The following is a 17,125-nucleotide window of genomic DNA, read 5'->3' on the forward strand; positions in this document are numbered from 1 at the left end:
CTAACCTGCTTGACGCAGCATTTCTTGGTCTAGCGGGTTAGAGCCTGACTTAGCCCATTCCCGGTTCAAGCCCTAACCTGCTTGACGCAGCATTTCTTGGACTTTCACCCTTTTCTGGGTTAGGCAGTGCCCGAAAAGTAAAGTAATGATTCTTGGCATAAGGATGGGCAGCGCACCGGCCGCCCATCCTTATATTTTTAGGACATTCTTATGCCAATTTAGGGCTATTCTGGCTTAAAGCTTTCGGCAGACCAGAAAAGAGTGAGGCAAATAAAGTGAAATGTACTTAAATCTCAGATCTTTTCTAGAGAATAACGCCTGCTCAAATCGAGTGAATTTTTGATAACTTCTGCAACGGTTTTGCGTCTCAAGTTTGTTGCAAAACACACCAAATGATGACATTTCTTCGCCAGATCTGACAACATCCTTAAGACCTGCGCCTTCACCCAAAAGCCTGTTAGAAAATGCCAGTTGCATCTAGAAGCATAGTCAACACCTGCGTCTAGATAAAACTTCACGTTTCGCCTTCAGGTCGTCGCCATGAACCAGCACGCTTTGTCCGCTGAGCCGCCCCATGTTTTGAATCACCTGCCCGATCGCCAGGGACTCTATGATCCGCAGTTTGAGCATGATGCCTGCGGTGTGGGCTTTGTGGTGCAGATGAAGGGGCAAAAATCCCACGACATTATTGAGCAAGCGCTGACGATTTTAATCAATCTGGATCACCGGGGCGCGTGTGGCTGCGAGAGCAATACGGGCGACGGCGCGGGAATTTTAATGCAAATTCCCCACAAGTTTTTGGAGAAAGTAGCAGCAATCGAAGGCATTGCGCTGCCTGCACTGGGGCAGTATGGCGTGGGCATGACCTACACCTCGCCCGATCCGGAACAGCGACGGCGGGGAGAGGCGATCGCCGCTCAGATCATTGCCGAAGAAGGGCAAACGCTGCTGGGCTGGCGCGACGTGCCGACGGATAATTCATCACTGGGCAACACCGCAAAGGCCAGCGAACCGTTTATGCGGCAACTGTTCATTCAGCGATCGCCCGATTTGACCGATGATCTGGCGTTCGAGCGCAAGCTATTTGTGATTCGCAAGCGCGTTCACAAAGCTATTCGCACTGCTGGTATCGATCCGTTCTGGTATCAGGCTAGTTTGTCGTGCCGTACGCTGGTCTATAAAGGGATGCTGATGCCGGAGCAGGTAGGCAAATACTATCCCGACTTGCATGATCCGGACATGGAGAGTGCGCTGGGTCTGGTGCATTCACGCTTTAGTACCAACACGTTCCCAAGCTGGGAGCGATCGCACCCCTATCGCTACATCGCCCACAACGGCGAAATCAATACCCTGCGCGGCAACATCAACTGGATGCACGCCCGTCAAGCCTTGTTTGAGTCCGACTTGTTTGGAGATGATCTGAAAAAAGTTCCTAACCTGATCAACATTAATGGCAGTGACTCCGGCATCTTTGATAACACACTGGAACTGCTGACACTGGCAGGGCGATCGCTCCCCCACGCCGTCATGATGATGATTCCAGAACCCTGGACGGCCCACGAGTCCATGAGCCAGGACAAAAAGGCGTTTTACGAATACCACGCCTGCCTGATGGAACCCTGGGATGGCCCCGCCTCTATTGCCTTTACCGACGGCACAATGATGGGCGCAGTGCTGGATCGCAACGGGCTGCGTCCCTCCCGCTACTACGTCACGCATGATGATCTGGTGATCATGGCCTCGGAAGCGGGTGTGCTGCCCATCGAGCCAGAGCGCGTCGCCCACAAGGGTCGCCTCCAGCCTGGCCGCATGTTCCTGGTAGATATGAACCAGGGCCGCATTATTGCCGACGATGAGCTAAAGCAGCAAATCGTTACCCAGCAGCCCTACCGCGAGTGGCTGGATCGGTATCTGGTGGATCTCGCCAGTTTGCCCTCTGCAGCTGAATCCCCCGCTGCTCTCCCTACCGACCTCACTCGTCTGCAAACTGCCTTTGGCTACACCTTTGAAGACCTGCGGATGCTGCTGCTGCCGATGGCGCGGGACGGCGTGGAGGCGGTGGGCGCAATGGGCACGGACACGCCGCTATCGGTGCTGAGCGATCGCCCCAAGCTGCTCTACACCTACTTCAAGCAGTTGTTTGCCCAGGTGACGAATCCGCCCATCGACTCGATTCGTGAGGAAATCATTACCTCGGCCGAAACCACCATTGGTTCCGAGCGCAACCTGCTGGAACCCGTGCCGGAAAGCTGCCAGATGATCAAACTGAAAACGCCGATTCTGACGAATGCGGAACTGGCAAAGCTCAAGGCGCAACCAGACGGGCCGTTCCGCTCGTCCACGCTGCCGATGGTGTTTGACGCGCAGGCGGGCGCGGCCGGGCTGGAGCAGGCATTGGACGCGCTGTTTGCGGCGGCGGATGGGGCGATCGCCGCTGGAGCCAGTATTTTAATCCTGAGCGATCGCTCCGTCAGCGAAACCCAGGCCCCCATCCCGGCGCTGCTGGCAGTGGCGGGGCTGCACCACCACCTGATTCGCCAGGGCACGCGCACCCGCTGCGGCATCGTGCTGGAGTCGGGCGAACCTCGTGAGGTGCATCACTTTGCGACGCTGATCGGCTATGGCTGCGGCGCGATTAATCCCTATCTGGCGTTTGCGACCCTCCAGGGCATGATCGACGACGGGCTGCTGGTGGATGTGGACTACGCCACAGCCTGCAAAAATTACGTCAAGTCTGTCACCAAGGGCGTGATCAAAGTCGCGTCAAAAATTGGCATTTCCACTATCCAGAGCTATCGCGGGGCGCAGATTTTTGAAGCGATCGGGCTAAATCGTGCCGTCGTAGATCGCTACTTTAGCTGGACAGCTTCGCGTATCGAAGGCGTAGGCTTAGAGGTCATCGCTCAGGAAGCGATTTTGCGGCATCATCACGCCTTTGCGGAACGGACGACGGATAACGAAACGCTCGATGTTGGCGGCGAATATCAATGGCGAAAGGAGGGCGAAGCGCACCTGTTTAGCCCGCTGACGATTCACACGCTGCAACGGGCCGTGCGTGAGGGCAACTACGAGTTGTTCAAGCAATATTCCGCCCTAGTGAATGAGCAAAATCAGCAATACTTCACGCTGCGTGGATTGCTGCAATTCAAGCCACGGCAGCCCGTGCCGATTGAGGAGGTGGAACCCGTGGAGGCGATTCTCCGGCGCTTCAAGACGGGCGCAATGAGCTACGGCTCCATTTCCAAGGAGGCGCACGAAACGCTGGCGATCGCCATGAACCGCATCGGCGGCAAGTCCAACACGGGCGAGGGCGGCGAAGACCCCGACCGCTATACTTGGACAAACGAGCGCGGCGATTCCAAAAACAGCGCCATTAAACAAGTGGCATCGGGTCGCTTTGGCGTGACCAGTCTCTACCTGTCCCAAGCCAAGGAAATCCAGATCAAGATGGCCCAAGGCGCAAAACCGGGCGAAGGCGGGCAGCTTCCCGGCAAGAAGGTCTATCCCTGGATCGCCAAGGTGCGCCACTCCACCCCCGGTGTGGGGCTGATCTCGCCGCCGCCTCACCACGATATCTACTCCATCGAAGACCTAGCAGAACTGATTCACGACCTGAAAAATGCCAACCGCGAGGCCCGCATCAGCGTCAAGCTCGTGTCCGAAGTCGGCGTGGGCACGATCGCAGCGGGGGTGTCCAAGGCCCATGCCGATGTGGTGCTGATTTCTGGCTTCGACGGCGGCACGGGCGCATCGCCCCAGACCTCCATCAAGCACGCGGGCTTGCCGTGGGAACTGGGACTGGCGGAAACCCACCAAACCCTGGTGCTAAACAACCTGCGATCGCGCATTGTGGTGGAAACCGACGGGCAGATGAAGACGGGTCGGGATGTGGTCATTGCTGCCCTGCTGGGAGCCGAGGAGTTTGGCTTTGCCACTGCGCCGCTGGTGACGCTGGGCTGCATCATGATGCGGGCCTGCCACCTCAACACCTGTCCGGTGGGAATTGCCACCCAAGACCCGCAGCTCCGCGAAAAGTTCACAGGCGACCCCCAGCACACGGTCAACTTCATGACCTTCATCGCCCAGGAAGTGCGGGAAATCATGGCGGAACTGGGCTTCCGAACACTGAACGAAATGGTCGGTCGCACGGATGTTCTGGAACCCAAACGCGCCATTGACCACTGGAAGGCAAAAGGGCTGGATTTCTCCAAGATCCTCTATCAGCCAGAAGTCGGCCCGGAAGTCGGGCGCTATTGCCAGATGCCGCAGGATCATGGGTTGGAAAAATCTCTCGACTTGACGATGCTGCTGGATCTCTGCCAGCCCTCCATCGAGCGGGGCGAACCCGTCCGCGCTACGCTGCCGATCAAAAACGTGAACCGCGTGGTCGGCACGATCCTCGGCAACGAAATCACCAAGCGCCATTGGGAAGGGCTGCCGGACGACACTGTGCATCTGCATTTCCAGGGCAGCGCAGGTCAGAGCCTCGGTGCATTTGTGCCGCGCGGCGTGACGCTGGAACTGGAGGGCGACGCGAATGATTACCTGGGCAAGGGCCTCAGCGGCGGCAAGATTATTGTCTATCCACCTGCTGGTTCGACGTTTGTGGCGGAAGAAAACATCATTGTCGGGAATGTGGCGCTCTATGGAGCGACCGCTGGCGAACTGTATGCGCGGGGCATCGCGGGTGAACGCTTTGCCGTCCGCAACTCCGGCGTGACGGCGGTGGTGGAGGGCGTGGGCGACCACGGCTGCGAATACATGACGGGCGGCAAGGTGGTCGTGCTGGGCAGCACCGGGCGCAACTTCGCCGCAGGCATGAGCGGCGGCGTGGCCTACGTGCTAGACGAAGCGGGCGATTTTGCGACCCGCTGTAACACGGCAATGGTGGGGCTGGAAACCCTGGAGGACGCTGAAGAAATCAGCGATCTGCGCCAGTTGATTCAGCAGCACGCCGACTATACCCAGAGCGCCGTGGCTCAGCGGGTGCTGGCGGATTGGGACAACACTGTGCCGAAGTTTGTCAAGGTGATGCCGAAGGACTATAAGCGCGTGCTGGAGGCGATCGCCGCTGCCCTGTCTTCTGGCCTCAGTGGCGACGATGCCCTGGCCGCCGCCTTCGAGCAAAACGCCCGCGATGTGGCCCGCGTGGGTGGCAGCTAAACCGTCTCTTTTGGGGTGGGTGCTACTCACCCTGAAAGGGGTCTAGGAACCGCTGGAGGCACTGGAAAGGGCTGTGATCAGGGCATTAACCGCTGGACTCAAATTAGAAAAAACTCCGTCAAAACACCACTATGGGCAAACCAACCGGCTTTATCGAATATCTCCGCGAAGCACCCACCGAACGCGAACCGGGCGATCGCATTCGCGACTGGAACGAGTTTCATAACCCCATGCCGGAGGAGCGGCTCCGCACCCAAGCGGCCCGCTGTATGGACTGCGGCATTCCCTTTTGCCATACGGGAATGCTGGTCAGCGGCATGGCCAGCGGCTGCCCCATCAACAATCTGATTCCCGAATGGAATGACCTGGTGTATCGCGGGCTGTGGCGCGAAGCCCTCGATCGCCTCCACAAGACCAACAATTTTCCTGAATTCACGGGGCGTGTCTGTCCTGCTCCCTGCGAGGGTTCCTGCGTGCTGGGCATCAACAATCCGCCCGTCACCATCAAAAACATCGAGTATTCCATCATCGAAAAGGGCTGGGAAGAAGGCTGGATCACGCCCAAACCACCCGCCCACCGCACCGGGAAAAAGGTGGCGATCGTTGGCTCTGGCCCGGCTGGACTGGCCGCCGCCGACCAGCTTAACCGCGCTGGTCACTGGGTGACGGTGTTTGAGCGGGCCGATCGCCCCGGTGGGCTGCTGATGTACGGCATCCCCAACATGAAGCTGGATAAGGAAAAGATCGTGCGGCGGCGGCTCGATCTGCTGGAAGCCGAGGGCATCGAGTTTATCTGCAATACGGAAATCGGCAAAGACCTACCTGCGGAAGCGCTGCTGAAGGACTATGACGCGGTGCTGCTCTGCACGGGCGCAACGAAACCGCGCGATCTGCCGATTGAAGGGCGGAACCTGAACGGGATTCACTTTGCAATGGAGTTTCTCACGGGAAATACCCGCGCTGTTCTCGACAAACAACCTGGCAAAGACTACATTTCCGCAGCCGGAAAGGACGTGGTGATTATCGGTGGCGGGGACACGGGAACCGATTGTGTGGGAACGTCGATTCGCCACGGCTGCAAGAGCCTGGTGCAGCTTGAGATCATGCCCAAGCCTCCACAGGAACGCGCCGCCAACAACCCGTGGCCGGAATGGCCCAAGGTCTACAAAATGGACTACGGACAGGAGGAGGCGGCGGCCATGTTTGGGGCAGACCCACGCACGTACCTCACCACCACCACGAAGTTTGAAGGGGATGAAAACGGGAACGTAAAAGCGATTCATATTACGCAGGTGGAATGGACAAAGAACGACAACGGTCAGTTCATTCCCCAACCCATCCCCGGCACGGAAAAAGTGCTGCCTGCCCAACTGGTGCTGCTGGCAATGGGATTTCTGGGGCCAGAGCAACCGCTGCTCGACTCCCTGGGCATCGAGCGCGACTCCCGCAGCAATATCAAAGCCGCCCACGGTCAGTTCACCACCAGCATTCCTGGCGTGTTTGCCGCAGGCGACTGTCGGCGCGGACAGAGCCTAATTGTCTGGGCGATCAACGAAGGGCGCGGCGCAGCGCGAGAGTGCGATCGCTACTTGATGGGCAGCACCGATCTACCGTAAAGCAGTAAAGCAGGAGAGGTCAGGCAGCTTAATGCCCGCAGCCTCTCCTGCTCCGCCTCCCCGCACAACTCACCAACCCACCAATTCCTATGGACACTCCCTCCCCTCGCACGGTCTATCACAACCTCCGGCTGCTGGAACAGGTCAACGCTGCCACCAGCGCCGTCTATCGCCAGCTTGCTCAGGAAGTCATTGCTGATCCGAACGTGGATCTGGCCTGGCGACAGGCGATCGCCAATCGGCTGCATCAGGCGAATCACCAGCTTGGGCAAAAAACCGTGAGTAAAGGCGACAGCTACTAGCCTGCAAAAGATTACGCAGTTGGACGCTTTCTCGCGGGCAGCGCCTGTGAGAAAGCGTCCAAAACCCAGCAAACTTAATCGCAAGTTCGTAAGTCCTAAATGAGATGATGGGATCAGGAAATCAGGCAGGGGGAGAATGATGAGAGCCGTGTTCTGTTTCGTTGGGATGCCAATACCTCAGCACTCCGTCCCCCTGTCATCGCCTCTCCCCCTCGCCTCCTCCCTCCATCTGCCCCTCTCCACTCGCCGCCCGCGCATTGCGCCGCATCATCTCCGGCTTGATTCGCCGCAGCGCCGAAGCCGTCGTGCGATCGCCCCATTCTTCGTCCGAGATCTCGGCTAGTTCCGCCAGCGCGGGGTTGACATGGCACGGGTAAGGCTGAAACTCGGCTACGTCTGTTTCCTGGGCGAAGCGCTGATTCCAGGGGCACACGTCCTGGCAGATGTCGCAGCCTGCCACCCAGGCATCGAGCTTGTCGGCAATGTCGTCGGGCAGTTTTGCGGCGCGATTTTCGATGGTGTGGTAGGCAATGCAGCGATTGGCATCGACCACAAAAGGTTCCACAATTGCGCCCGTGGGACAGGCCTCGATGCAGCGGGTGCAGGTGCCGCAGTGCTGCGTGTGGGGCGTATCGGCCGCCAGTGGCAGATTCGTCAGCACTTCGCCCAAAAACACCCAGGAGCCATACTCGCGGGTAATCAGGTTGCTGTTTTTGGCAATCCAGCCCAGCCCGGCCCGCTCCGCCCAGACTTTATCTTGTATCGGGCCCGTATCAGCATAAAAGCGCGTCTGAATCCCGTCGCCCTGGGCCTCCAGCCAGCGACACAGCGCCTTTAGCTTTTTGTGCAAGACGCGGTGATAGTCGCACCCCCAGGCGTAGCGCGAGATTTTGGCCACTCCCGGCGCAGTTGACCGCATTTGATTCACGTAATAATTTAGTGCCACGCAGATTACAGACTGCACCTCCGGCAGGATCTGCCGCACGTCCTGTCTTCGGGGGTTCGCCATCCACGCCATATCCGCGTGATAGCTCTGCGCCAGCCAGCGGTTCAGCCCCGCCGATTCCGCTGTGACAGTTGCGACAGAGGCAATGCCGACTTTGTGAAACCCCAACTCTAGCGCGGCCTGTTTTACTCGTTCTGCTTGGCTCAGGTCTGGACTTCGCGCAGGAGGGGTCACGGGGAACTCACTGCCGGAGTAGCGTTGAGATTGAGGTTTTCCAAACTGGCGCTGTAGGTAATCCATTGAGGTTTGCCAATTTGAATCTGATTTGCTTCAAATGCTTGACGAACGCGCAGCCGAAATTCGCGGCCGACGCTCCATTGTTCTAGCGGAAGTGTCTTAATCCACACTCGCACCAGCATCCCTGTATGATCAAGTTCATCAATGCCTAAAACATCAGGAGATTCTATCAAGCGATCGCGCCACCCAAGCTCATTATAGAGGTCTTCCGAAACCTGTTTTAGCACTTTCAGAACCTTCACTGGATCATTCTCATAGGCGACGATAATTGAGAAATCGACTCGTGACCAGAGGCGCGTCAGATTACAAACATTGGTGATGCTGCTATTGGGAATGGTAATCAGCTGCCCCTCACTGTTACGGAGTTGAGTAACGCGCAAATTCAGCCGTTCAACCAGTCCACTTTTGTCCCCAATTTTCACCACATCCCCAACGGCAAACTGATCTTCGATCAAAATAAGACAGCCGTTTACCAAATCTTTGATCAGGCTTTGAGAACCAAAGGAAATAGCTAAACCAATAACCGCGCCACCTGCCAGAATGGAACTTGTTGGAATATTAAATAAGCCCAGAGTCCAGACAATTCCAGTCAGGATTAAAACGAAGGTAATTAGCCCCTTCAGGGCTTCGGAAATTGTCTTGGTTCGTAGGGCAATGCGCTGGGTTTCACCGATTGGTAAAAGCCCATTGATTTTCCAGGAAAATAGAAATCGATCAATTAAGCTGCGGCTAATACGAATGAGTAAACTAATGCCAAACCAGATTGCCAGTAGGGCAAGAGGGGTTGCCCAAACGTAAACGCTCCATCGCATCAAAAGCGGCACAGTTGATATAATTCTGGCAATGCCGACATACCACATCAAAATGAAAATCCAAAACAGCGCCCACTTTAGAAACTTGTCAACATCTAGCTGTCGTTTGACGCTGAACTGAGCCTGCAAAGCTTCTAAAAAATGCGATCGCAGTTCTGCAATTTCTCGTGCTTCTGATTCTTCTCCTTCTGGCAAATCGGACGAGACATTTGTGATTATTGGCGCGTTACGCTGATGCGTTTTTTCTGCACTGGCGATCGCCGCGAGTTGTTCCTCATAGCGGGCTTCTAGCGTCCGCTGGCGACGAGTCAAAAGTCGCTGCAAAAACCAGATGATGCCACTTGCCAAAAGCAGCCCCACCAAAAGCTGAAATGCATGCCGAAGGCGCTGCAAAATAATGTCTTTTGAGGTGAGCTGCTTAAAGCGAACCATCTCGTTTTGCAGAATGTCCTGCCATTCTTTTGCCAGCTCATCCAGCGGTTTGCTATTCCAATCGGAGTCGGGCTCAGTAACGGTGACTAAGCGAATGGGGCGTGTGGTTTGGTCATCGCTGATTTGCAAAACCGGGCGATTGTTAAGAATGGCAATCGTCACCTTGGGGGTTTCTTTGGCGTTGGCGGCTCGACTCAGCACGCGCCACAGTCGTGCGTTTACCTCCTGCGCTCGCACTTCCACGGGCAGGCGATTCTGCGGCACATCTTCCCGGTTAAAAATCGTAGGAGACGTGACTTCAAATAACCATTTATTGTCAAGTGGAGAGCGAATGGGGGCAGTCTCGTATTCTCCGTGGCGGCTGACACCATCAGGTGGGCTAAAAGCCGGATTTGATAACCGCGTGGGCAGGGAAGGCAGTTGCCCTAGGGCAGGGGATAGAGGCGGGGTCAATTCTCCGGCGATCGCCAGCCCGCAACTCAACAGGCTTATCAGTGCAAACCGGAGAGCCGCTTGGACGGCGCGAGAAGCAAAAAACTGACGCATAAGTTTGCACAAGACTCTGTAAAATCTCGTGTCAGCAGCATCTATTCCACTACTCTAAGGGCGGAAGCAGATCTAGAGGGCATCACTTGAGCCTGAGAATTGTAACCCGCCGCTATTGGGCATCGGGGCTAGAAAAGGTTGCTGCTGGCAAGTTGGGAACCAGAATTACAGTATCACCTTCAGTCTGAATTTCGTAGAACACGCGGCTCTCTCTAGAGGCGCAGCACAGCGGATCGCCGGATTCGTAGCGATTAAACTGGGCACTCAGTCCGTCTGCACCATACAAATCCACGCTAAAGACGCTGCCATCGGTTCGGGAGTCCATCAGGATGGGCGACAGCGTGCCCACAAACGCACCTTTGTTAAACACAAACACCTGATAGCGGAGGGGGCGACACATGCCGTCAGTATTCGCCATGCCTGTGATTACGGTTGTGTCGTTGAAAACCTGAGCGGCTCCGGTCAGCGTCCAGCCCGCAGCCTGCACCAGCGCATCTTCAGGCAGCGTTGCCTGTCGAAACGATTGCATACAATACTCCAGGTTGCTACCGCTCTCTGGCTGGGGCGCGGCAGGGATGGCAGCACCGGGCTGGTTCCAGTTGGGCATATTGTCGTCCAGCCAGGAGCCGCTGGGGTCGGGTGGAGGGGTTTGGGCGATTCGCGAAGCGATTCCTGCGGGAATCGCCCCCGATAGCCCAGTCACCCAAGTCAGAAATACAGCGCTAAAAAGGGAAATAGAACGACGCATAGGGCTAGTTTTTACAAGAATTTCCTTACAAGAATTTCCAAAGGACGTTTGAACGGAAATTAAGCAGGAATCTGACGGAGATTGGCAAAGAAATAGAATACAAGTAGTTATACCAGAGGAACCGTAGAGCGAATCGAACTGCCCAATTTCTCACTCTCCCAGGCTAGCCCCGATGCCCGCGCAGTCCTCTAATTACCAACCCCAGGCAAGCGATACCACCGTAGCCGCAGACCAGCTGCGGTTCAGGCTGCTGCGCCAACAGTCTATGGCCAGTCGCCTGGAAATGGCAGCCGCGCTGGAACGGAGTGCTCGTGAGCTGTCCTGGGTCAGCCTCCAGCAGCGGTTCCCATCTTTGCTTCCCGAGGCATTTGCCGAAAAAGTGCTGCGAACCTGGTGTGGAGGGCGGTTCTGTTCGGATGTTCTCGAAGGCATATTGGCGAACATCAGCCCAAGCCCCGCTTTACCAGGGAAAGACATGAACTGGATTCAAGACTCTCTAGCCCTGGCAGTGCAGTTGCATTCCATTTTTCAATCGCTAGGTGTGGATTACTACATCACGGGCGGAGTTGCCGCAACCGCCTACGGAGAACCCAGAACCACTCAAGACTTAGACGTAGTGTTGAATTTGAACCCGGATTTGAATCCCGCAGATTTGACACAACTGATTTCAGCGCTGGAAGCAGCAGGTTTTTATGTGCCAGGAGTGGAAGAAGTCCTAACCAGACAAACGCGCACGTTGCAGATTATTCATCAGGAAACCATCCTCCAGGCTGATCTGGTGCTATCTGGCGCGGATGCGTTTGATATGGAAAAGTTTCGGCGGCGGCGGCGACTGTCGATTCCCAATCGGGGCGACTTTTACTTTGCGTCTCCAGAAGATTTGATTTTGAGCAAGCTGCAATGGCGGCAATCTAGCCAGTCAGAGAAGCAGTGGCGAGACATTCTAGGAATCTTGAAAACCCAGACGGATCAGCTTGACATCGCCTACTTGCAACATTGGTCTGCCCAATTGGGGGTTGCGGCTGATCTGGAACAAGCGTTTCAGGAATCGGGTTTGATTTAGGGATAAGACACACGCAGTTGGGGGATTTCTCACGGGCGTATTCCGCAAGAAATCGCCCAAAACCCAGAAAACTTAATCGCAAGTGCGTAAATCCCAAGGGATTGGGGTGTAGAGACGAGGGTTAGGACAGACGACAGCAGCATTACTTGTATTCGATCAGCGCGTTGCGGCGGCCCAGCAGGCGATTGGTGTGAAATTGCAGCACGCCCACCAGCCCTGGAAACTTGCCCAATACGCAGGATGCGGCATAAGGCAGCGCGTCGGAGGCCTTGTAGCCCTGCTGCTTGAAATAGCGGTAGATGCGATAGGTCATGAGCGGATAGCCTAGCAGCAGCAGCAGGCTGAGACCCTTGGTCAACGGTGCAAGGGCGATCGCCCCCAGGGGAATTCCCAATCCCCATAGCCAGATGCTCCGCGTTTCCTTGACCCAGTGCCCTTCGGGTGGGGCCCCGTGCAACCAAGAGCCTTCGGCGTAGGCGTGGCCGGCCCGCTTGGTGCGCTTCCACCACTGAGCAAAGCGCGTCATGTTGGCATCGTGTAGGGTCATCTCGGTATCCAGCCGGAAGATTTTCCAGCCCTGCTGCCGCAGCCGCACGCAGAGTTCTGGCTCCTCGCCCGCGATCAGCGCGGGGTTATAACCGCCCACCTGCTGCACCGCCGCCACCCGCATCAGCGCATCGCCGCCACAGGCCTTGGCCTCGCCCACGGGCGTATTCCACTCCATGTCGCAGAGGCGGTTGTACAGCGTGGCATCCGGGAAGCGCTCCCGCCGCCGCCCGCAGACCACCGCCCAGTCGGGATGGTCGTGCAGGGCTTGGGTAGCCTGCTCTATCCAGCCGGAGACAATTTCGCAGTCGCCATCGACAAACTGCACAAACTCTGCATGGGGCAGCAGTTCCAGCAGTCGAGCAAATCCGGCATTGCGGGCGCGGGCGGCGGTGAAGGGAATCGACAGATCCAGCGCGACCACCTCCGCACCGAGCGATCGCGCTAGTTCCACGCTCCCGTCTGTAGAGCCAGAATCGACGTAGACCACCTGCGCCGCCCGACCCACCACCGACGAGAGACATTGCCGCAGGCGATCGCCCTCGTTGCGCCCAATTGCAACAACTCCCACGCTGTCCATCGAGTTGCCCTCTGTCAATCTCTTCGTGCCCTTTCGGTGCCCTCTAGCGCCCTTCTAGCGCTCTTTATAGTGCCCTCTTAGAACCCTTGTAGTACCCTTTACATTAAGCAAGCGCTGCTATACAGACACTTCCATGTCTAGATTACCCAGTTTCTAGGGCAACCCCGCAATGAGATAACGCTTCAAGACAACTCAAGCCCTGGCCAAGCCCTAGAGCGGCGGGTTATTGCGATGCCCCAGCACTTGCGACTTTAGCTCGTTGAAATCGTTGACCAGTTCCTTCCGATTTGAGGCCCGCAGCAAATAGCGATAGACAAACCACGCCGTGTAGCCCAGCCCAATCAGCTCAAAGGTAGGAGCCAGCAGGGGAATATCGTTGACCGACCGCAGAATCGCCAGCACCAGCCGCACCGCAATCAGCGCTGCCAGCAGCAGACCAATGGTGACAAAGGGGCTTTTGTACTGCCCAAAAAACTCAGATAGGTATTTGGGCAGGTCGGCAACGAATTCTGTTGCTTTGTCCACGTACTCACGCCACTCTTCGCCCGTGTTTTCCTCGGTGCCGAAGGGAGTCAGCTTTCCAGTGTCCTCGGCGTTGATAAAGTCAGGGGTGTTAATTTCGTTTTTGACTTCAGGTTCCATAACCGTTCCTTATTACAACAACAATCGGGTGACAGCAATCTGAGGTTTTGCGATCTGAGGTTTCGCAATTGGATACTGTTGAACCGTGTTCAGACCGGACAGCGCTTGCCAAGATGATAGTCTAACGAACTGCTGTCCTCTGGCAACAACGATTTGTAACTCCTCTTGTAGCTCCTCTTGTCAGTACTCCTGTAACCACTCCTATAACTGCTCCTGCACTTCTCGCCCTGCAATCTCCGTCTAGAACGACAGAAACCTTGCAGGAAAAGACATTTAGATTTTTTCAAAAAAAATCTTATCTTTAGATTCCATTTGACACTAAAGCAGACCTTGAGAAAATGCAAGACTACCCTCCTGTCTTGTCGAACAACCTGAGTCTTGCAGGACAAGCGCAAGAGAGGGAGAGCGATTGGCGATCAAAGAGTTGACAAATCTTTAACTTGGGACGGCGACTCCCATGCTTCCTTATGCTCTCGTTCTCAGGCTTCCCCGTATTTGGGGTAGTCTCCCTCGCTGCATTTTAGACAGACACGCGATAAGCTGAGGGCGTTTGGTGTGGGTGTGTTTGGGTTGCATTTTGGTAGGCAGGCTGACGATGGACATTCAGCATATTCACTTCTATGTAGGCCATGCGGGGGAATGGCGCGAGTGGTTGATCGAGCGGTTGGGCTTTTTGCCTGTGGCGACGGCCCGCAGCCGCGAAACCTGGACAGAAATCGTGCGCTGTGGGGGGGTGTGGATAGCGGTATCCTCAGCCCGAACCCGCAGTAGCCCAGTGGCGCGTTATCTCGATCAGCACCCGCCCGGAGTCGCGGACTTGGCGTTTGGGGTGAGCAATGTGGCGGCGGTCATGACCCAGGCGATCGCCGCTGGAGCAACTGTCTTGCAGCCCGTCACAGAAGAAGACCTGCTCAACGGCACTCTGCGCTGGGGGGCGATCGCCGGATGGCAAGATTTGCGTCACACGCTGCTGGACTGGTCGGGGCAGGCGGCAGTCCCCATCTGGGCCACCTTGCCCGATTTAGAAACGCTGGACTTTTGGGAGCCGGGAGCCATGTCACCCCACTGCGCTGGTTTTTTTGAACAAATCGACCATGCAGTGCTGAATGTGGCCGCGGGCAACCTGGAACCAGCTACCCTCTGGTATGAACAGGTGCTAGGGCTGCGGCGACAGCAGGGCTTCACTATTCAGACCGAGCGTTCGGGCCTGTGCAGTCGCGTGTTGGGGCATCCTGGCAGCACGGTGCAATTGCCGATCAATGAACCCGCCTCGCCCAACTCGCAAATTCAGGAATTTCTCGATATCAACCGGGGCGCAGGGATTCAGCATGTTGCGCTGCGGACGCGGGATGCCCTGGGGGCGATCGCCCAGTTGCGCCAGCGCGGGGTCGAGTTTCTCGATGTGCCGCTGGAATATTATACCCAGCTGCGGCAGCGTGAGGGCTTTTCGCTGTCGGAGGAGGCCTGGCGGGCGATCGCCCAGCAGCAAATCCTGGTAGATTGGGCCGCCCATGAACCCAACGCCATGCTGCTCCAGGCGTTTACCCAGCCCATCTTTCCGCAGCCGACTTTTTTCCTGGAAGTGATCGAACGCCGCGCCTACTGGGCCGGTCAGCAGCAGCGCCTCCCTGACGGCTTTGGCGAGGGCAATTTTCAAGCCCTGTTTCGCGCAATGGAGCGAGAGCAGCAGAAGCGGGGGAGTCTGGGGTAAGGAGAGGCATCCCTCTGCATGGCTGTTGCGGCCCCCAACCCTGCTGCTCCTGCTGCCCCGGTTACACAGGCGTTGCCGAGGAATGCCGCCGTTCCTGTCGCATCAGAACATAGCCCACCACCAGCCAGAAAATCAGCAGTCCACCCGTCAGCAGCAACACAGGAACCAGTCCCCAGCTATTCACCAGGGCCGGAGCCGCAGCGGTAAATAGGCCGCCGCCCACGATGGGTTCAAAGAACAACTGCTTGTAGGCGAAGCTTTCAAATGCGCCGGTGCTGTTGTCGGGGTCTACCATTCGCAGAAGCAAAATGCCCGTTGCGGTCACGCCCATCGACTGGCCCATGTCGCCGATGCCCTTTTCAAACCAATGTTGCGAAAACAGGCGCGGAGCCAGCCACAGGAAGATGAGTACGTTCCACAAAATGCCCAGGATGCTGAGCGTCAGAAACACACCCAAGTTGCCGCCGATCACCCGCAGCGAGATGGAGGCGATCGCCGCAATCACGACCACATCCAGCGCCACGCCCGCGATGTTTTGAATCATCGGGCGAATGACCAGCGCCCCCAGCCCCAGCCGATTCAGAATGGACTGAGTGATAATGCCGCCCACCAGCGCCAGCGGAAACAGCGGCACAAACGGCATCACCACAAAGCCCGTCTGTCCCCAAGTGACGGACTCAAACCACTTCAGCGCCTCTAGCAAGAGCCAGCCAAGGGCGATCGCCATGCCGACGATGCCAAAGTTGATCGACAGCGGATCGACCAGCAGATTTCGCAGCAGCCGCGCCCGCTGCTGGCGCAGTTCCGGCGTTTCGGCCACCACGTTCAGGTCGGGAATTTCCTCTGGCTCGATGGCGTTTCGGTTAATCGAAGCGACATAGCCCTTGCGCCGCCCCCAGTCGGCCAGCGCCGTGCCTAGCACAATACCCGACACAATGCCCACCGTCGCCAGACCAATCGCCAGATCTGCGCCATCGGCATATCCCAGATTGTTCAGCGTTTCTGCCATACCGCCCGCCGTGCCGTGGCCGCCCTCAAAGGCGATTTCGATCAAGCAGGAGGCGATCGGGTTTGCCCCAAACACCGGCCCCAAAATCAGCAGCGTGGCCAAAATGCCGACGACATATTGCCCCCAGGCGAGGGTCTGCCCAAACACCACCTGAGGCGCGGCTTTGCGCCAAATGTCGCGCGGCGGCGGAATCGTCTCACCGAGAAATAGCGCGGCAAAGACGATGTTGATAAACACACCGGGAGCCTGCGACCAGACGGTGCGGACATTTTCGGAAAACAGACCGCCCGCCAGCAGCGACTCTTCGCCACCAATGGACGTGGCGATCGCCCCCAATACCTGCGGCCCCAGCAGCAGCGCCAGCACCCCTGCAATGATCGACGCAGGCAAATAAAGCCGTTGAAAAAAGCGAATTTTATGCTTCAAATAGCGCCCCGCCAGCAGCAATATCGCCAGCAGCACAAAGGCAAATAAGACCGTTCGTAAATTAAACACGATTTCTCCCAGCCCTTACGGCAGATGACCAACCCGCCCGTCAACCCATTTGCAACGCTGCAAGTTTTTGGAGACGGGCGGATGACAACTTGATTGCTATATAGCCTTTTATTAAGGCAGCAAGCCGTAACTCAGGGCACAGGTTTGATAGGAAGTGTTACAGAGGACGGGGAAACAGAGTGAGGCGGATTTTGGATTTTGGATTGGCGATTTTGGA

General features: G+C 56.8%; 11 protein-coding genes. 5 read left to right on the forward strand and 6 right to left on the reverse strand.

The window, feature by feature from the left end; genetic code table 11:
* Positions 1–540 precede the first annotated feature (540 nt).
* From gltB to HPC62_RS18465, 3 genes are all read left to right on the forward strand, one after another.
* Positions 541–5,163 carry a glutamate synthase large subunit gene (gene gltB, locus HPC62_RS18455; protein WP_172357991.1) on the forward strand — a complete coding sequence of 1,541 codons (4,623 nt, stop codon included), beginning with the start codon at positions 541–543 and terminating at the stop codon, positions 5,161–5,163.
* Between the two features lie 131 nt (positions 5,164–5,294).
* The gene (locus tag HPC62_RS18460; RefSeq protein WP_172357992.1) at positions 5,295–6,779 is read left to right on the forward strand and encodes a glutamate synthase subunit beta; all 1,485 of its coding nucleotides are present in this window, start codon (positions 5,295–5,297) and stop codon (positions 6,777–6,779) included.
* A gap of 89 nt (positions 6,780–6,868) precedes the next feature.
* Complete coding sequence (locus tag HPC62_RS18465) at positions 6,869–7,081, forward strand: hypothetical protein (protein ID WP_172357993.1); 213 nt, start codon at positions 6,869–6,871, stop codon at positions 7,079–7,081.
* Between the two features lie 196 nt (positions 7,082–7,277).
* On the opposite strand, the gene queG is transcribed toward HPC62_RS18465, so the two are convergent.
* From queG to HPC62_RS18480, 3 genes are all read right to left on the reverse strand, one after another.
* Complete coding sequence (gene queG / locus HPC62_RS18470) at positions 7,278–8,261, reverse strand: tRNA epoxyqueuosine(34) reductase QueG (RefSeq protein WP_225906612.1); 984 nt, start codon at positions 8,259–8,261, stop codon at positions 7,278–7,280.
* The gene (locus HPC62_RS18475; protein ID WP_225910573.1) at positions 8,258–10,021 is read right to left on the reverse strand and encodes a mechanosensitive ion channel family protein; all 1,764 of its coding nucleotides are present in this window, start codon (positions 10,019–10,021) and stop codon (positions 8,258–8,260) included. Before HPC62_RS18475 ends, queG begins: the two co-directional genes overlap by 4 nt.
* Positions 10,022–10,226: 205 nt before the next feature.
* The gene (locus tag HPC62_RS18480; protein WP_172357996.1) at positions 10,227–10,862 is read right to left on the reverse strand and encodes an LppP/LprE family lipoprotein; all 636 of its coding nucleotides are present in this window, start codon (positions 10,860–10,862) and stop codon (positions 10,227–10,229) included.
* Positions 10,863–11,034: 172 nt separating this feature from the next.
* Here HPC62_RS18480 and HPC62_RS18485 point away from each other — a divergent pair, with 172 nt between their 5' ends.
* Complete coding sequence (locus HPC62_RS18485) at positions 11,035–11,925, forward strand: nucleotidyltransferase family protein (protein WP_172357997.1); 891 nt, start codon at positions 11,035–11,037, stop codon at positions 11,923–11,925.
* A 142-nt stretch (positions 11,926–12,067) separates the two neighbouring features.
* On the opposite strand, the gene HPC62_RS18490 is transcribed toward HPC62_RS18485, so the two are convergent.
* Entirely contained in the window at positions 12,068–13,051 is a 984-nt protein-coding gene (locus HPC62_RS18490) for a glycosyltransferase family 2 protein (RefSeq protein WP_172357998.1), read from the reverse strand.
* 210 nt (positions 13,052–13,261) lie between these two features.
* Positions 13,262–13,693, reverse strand: a complete 432-nt coding sequence (locus HPC62_RS18495; protein ID WP_172357999.1) for a CAAD domain-containing protein — start codon at positions 13,691–13,693, stop codon at positions 13,262–13,264.
* A 595-nt stretch (positions 13,694–14,288) separates the two neighbouring features.
* On the opposite strand from HPC62_RS18495, the gene hppD reads away from it, so the two are divergent.
* The gene (gene hppD, locus HPC62_RS18500) at positions 14,289–15,404 is read left to right on the forward strand and encodes a 4-hydroxyphenylpyruvate dioxygenase (RefSeq protein WP_172358000.1); all 1,116 of its coding nucleotides are present in this window, start codon (positions 14,289–14,291) and stop codon (positions 15,402–15,404) included.
* 61 nt (positions 15,405–15,465) lie between these two features.
* On the opposite strand, the gene HPC62_RS18505 is transcribed toward hppD, so the two are convergent.
* Positions 15,466–16,908: a sodium/glutamate symporter gene (locus HPC62_RS18505; protein ID WP_172358001.1), complete on the reverse strand. Its 1,443-nt coding sequence runs from the start codon at positions 16,906–16,908 to the stop codon at positions 15,466–15,468.
* Positions 16,909–17,125: the final 217 nt, after the last annotated feature.

Origin of the sequence: Thermoleptolyngbya sichuanensis A183 (assembly GCF_013177315.1) — a bacterium.
In the GTDB taxonomy this organism is placed as follows: Bacteria; Cyanobacteriota; Cyanobacteriia; order Elainellales; family Elainellaceae; genus Thermoleptolyngbya; species Thermoleptolyngbya sichuanensis.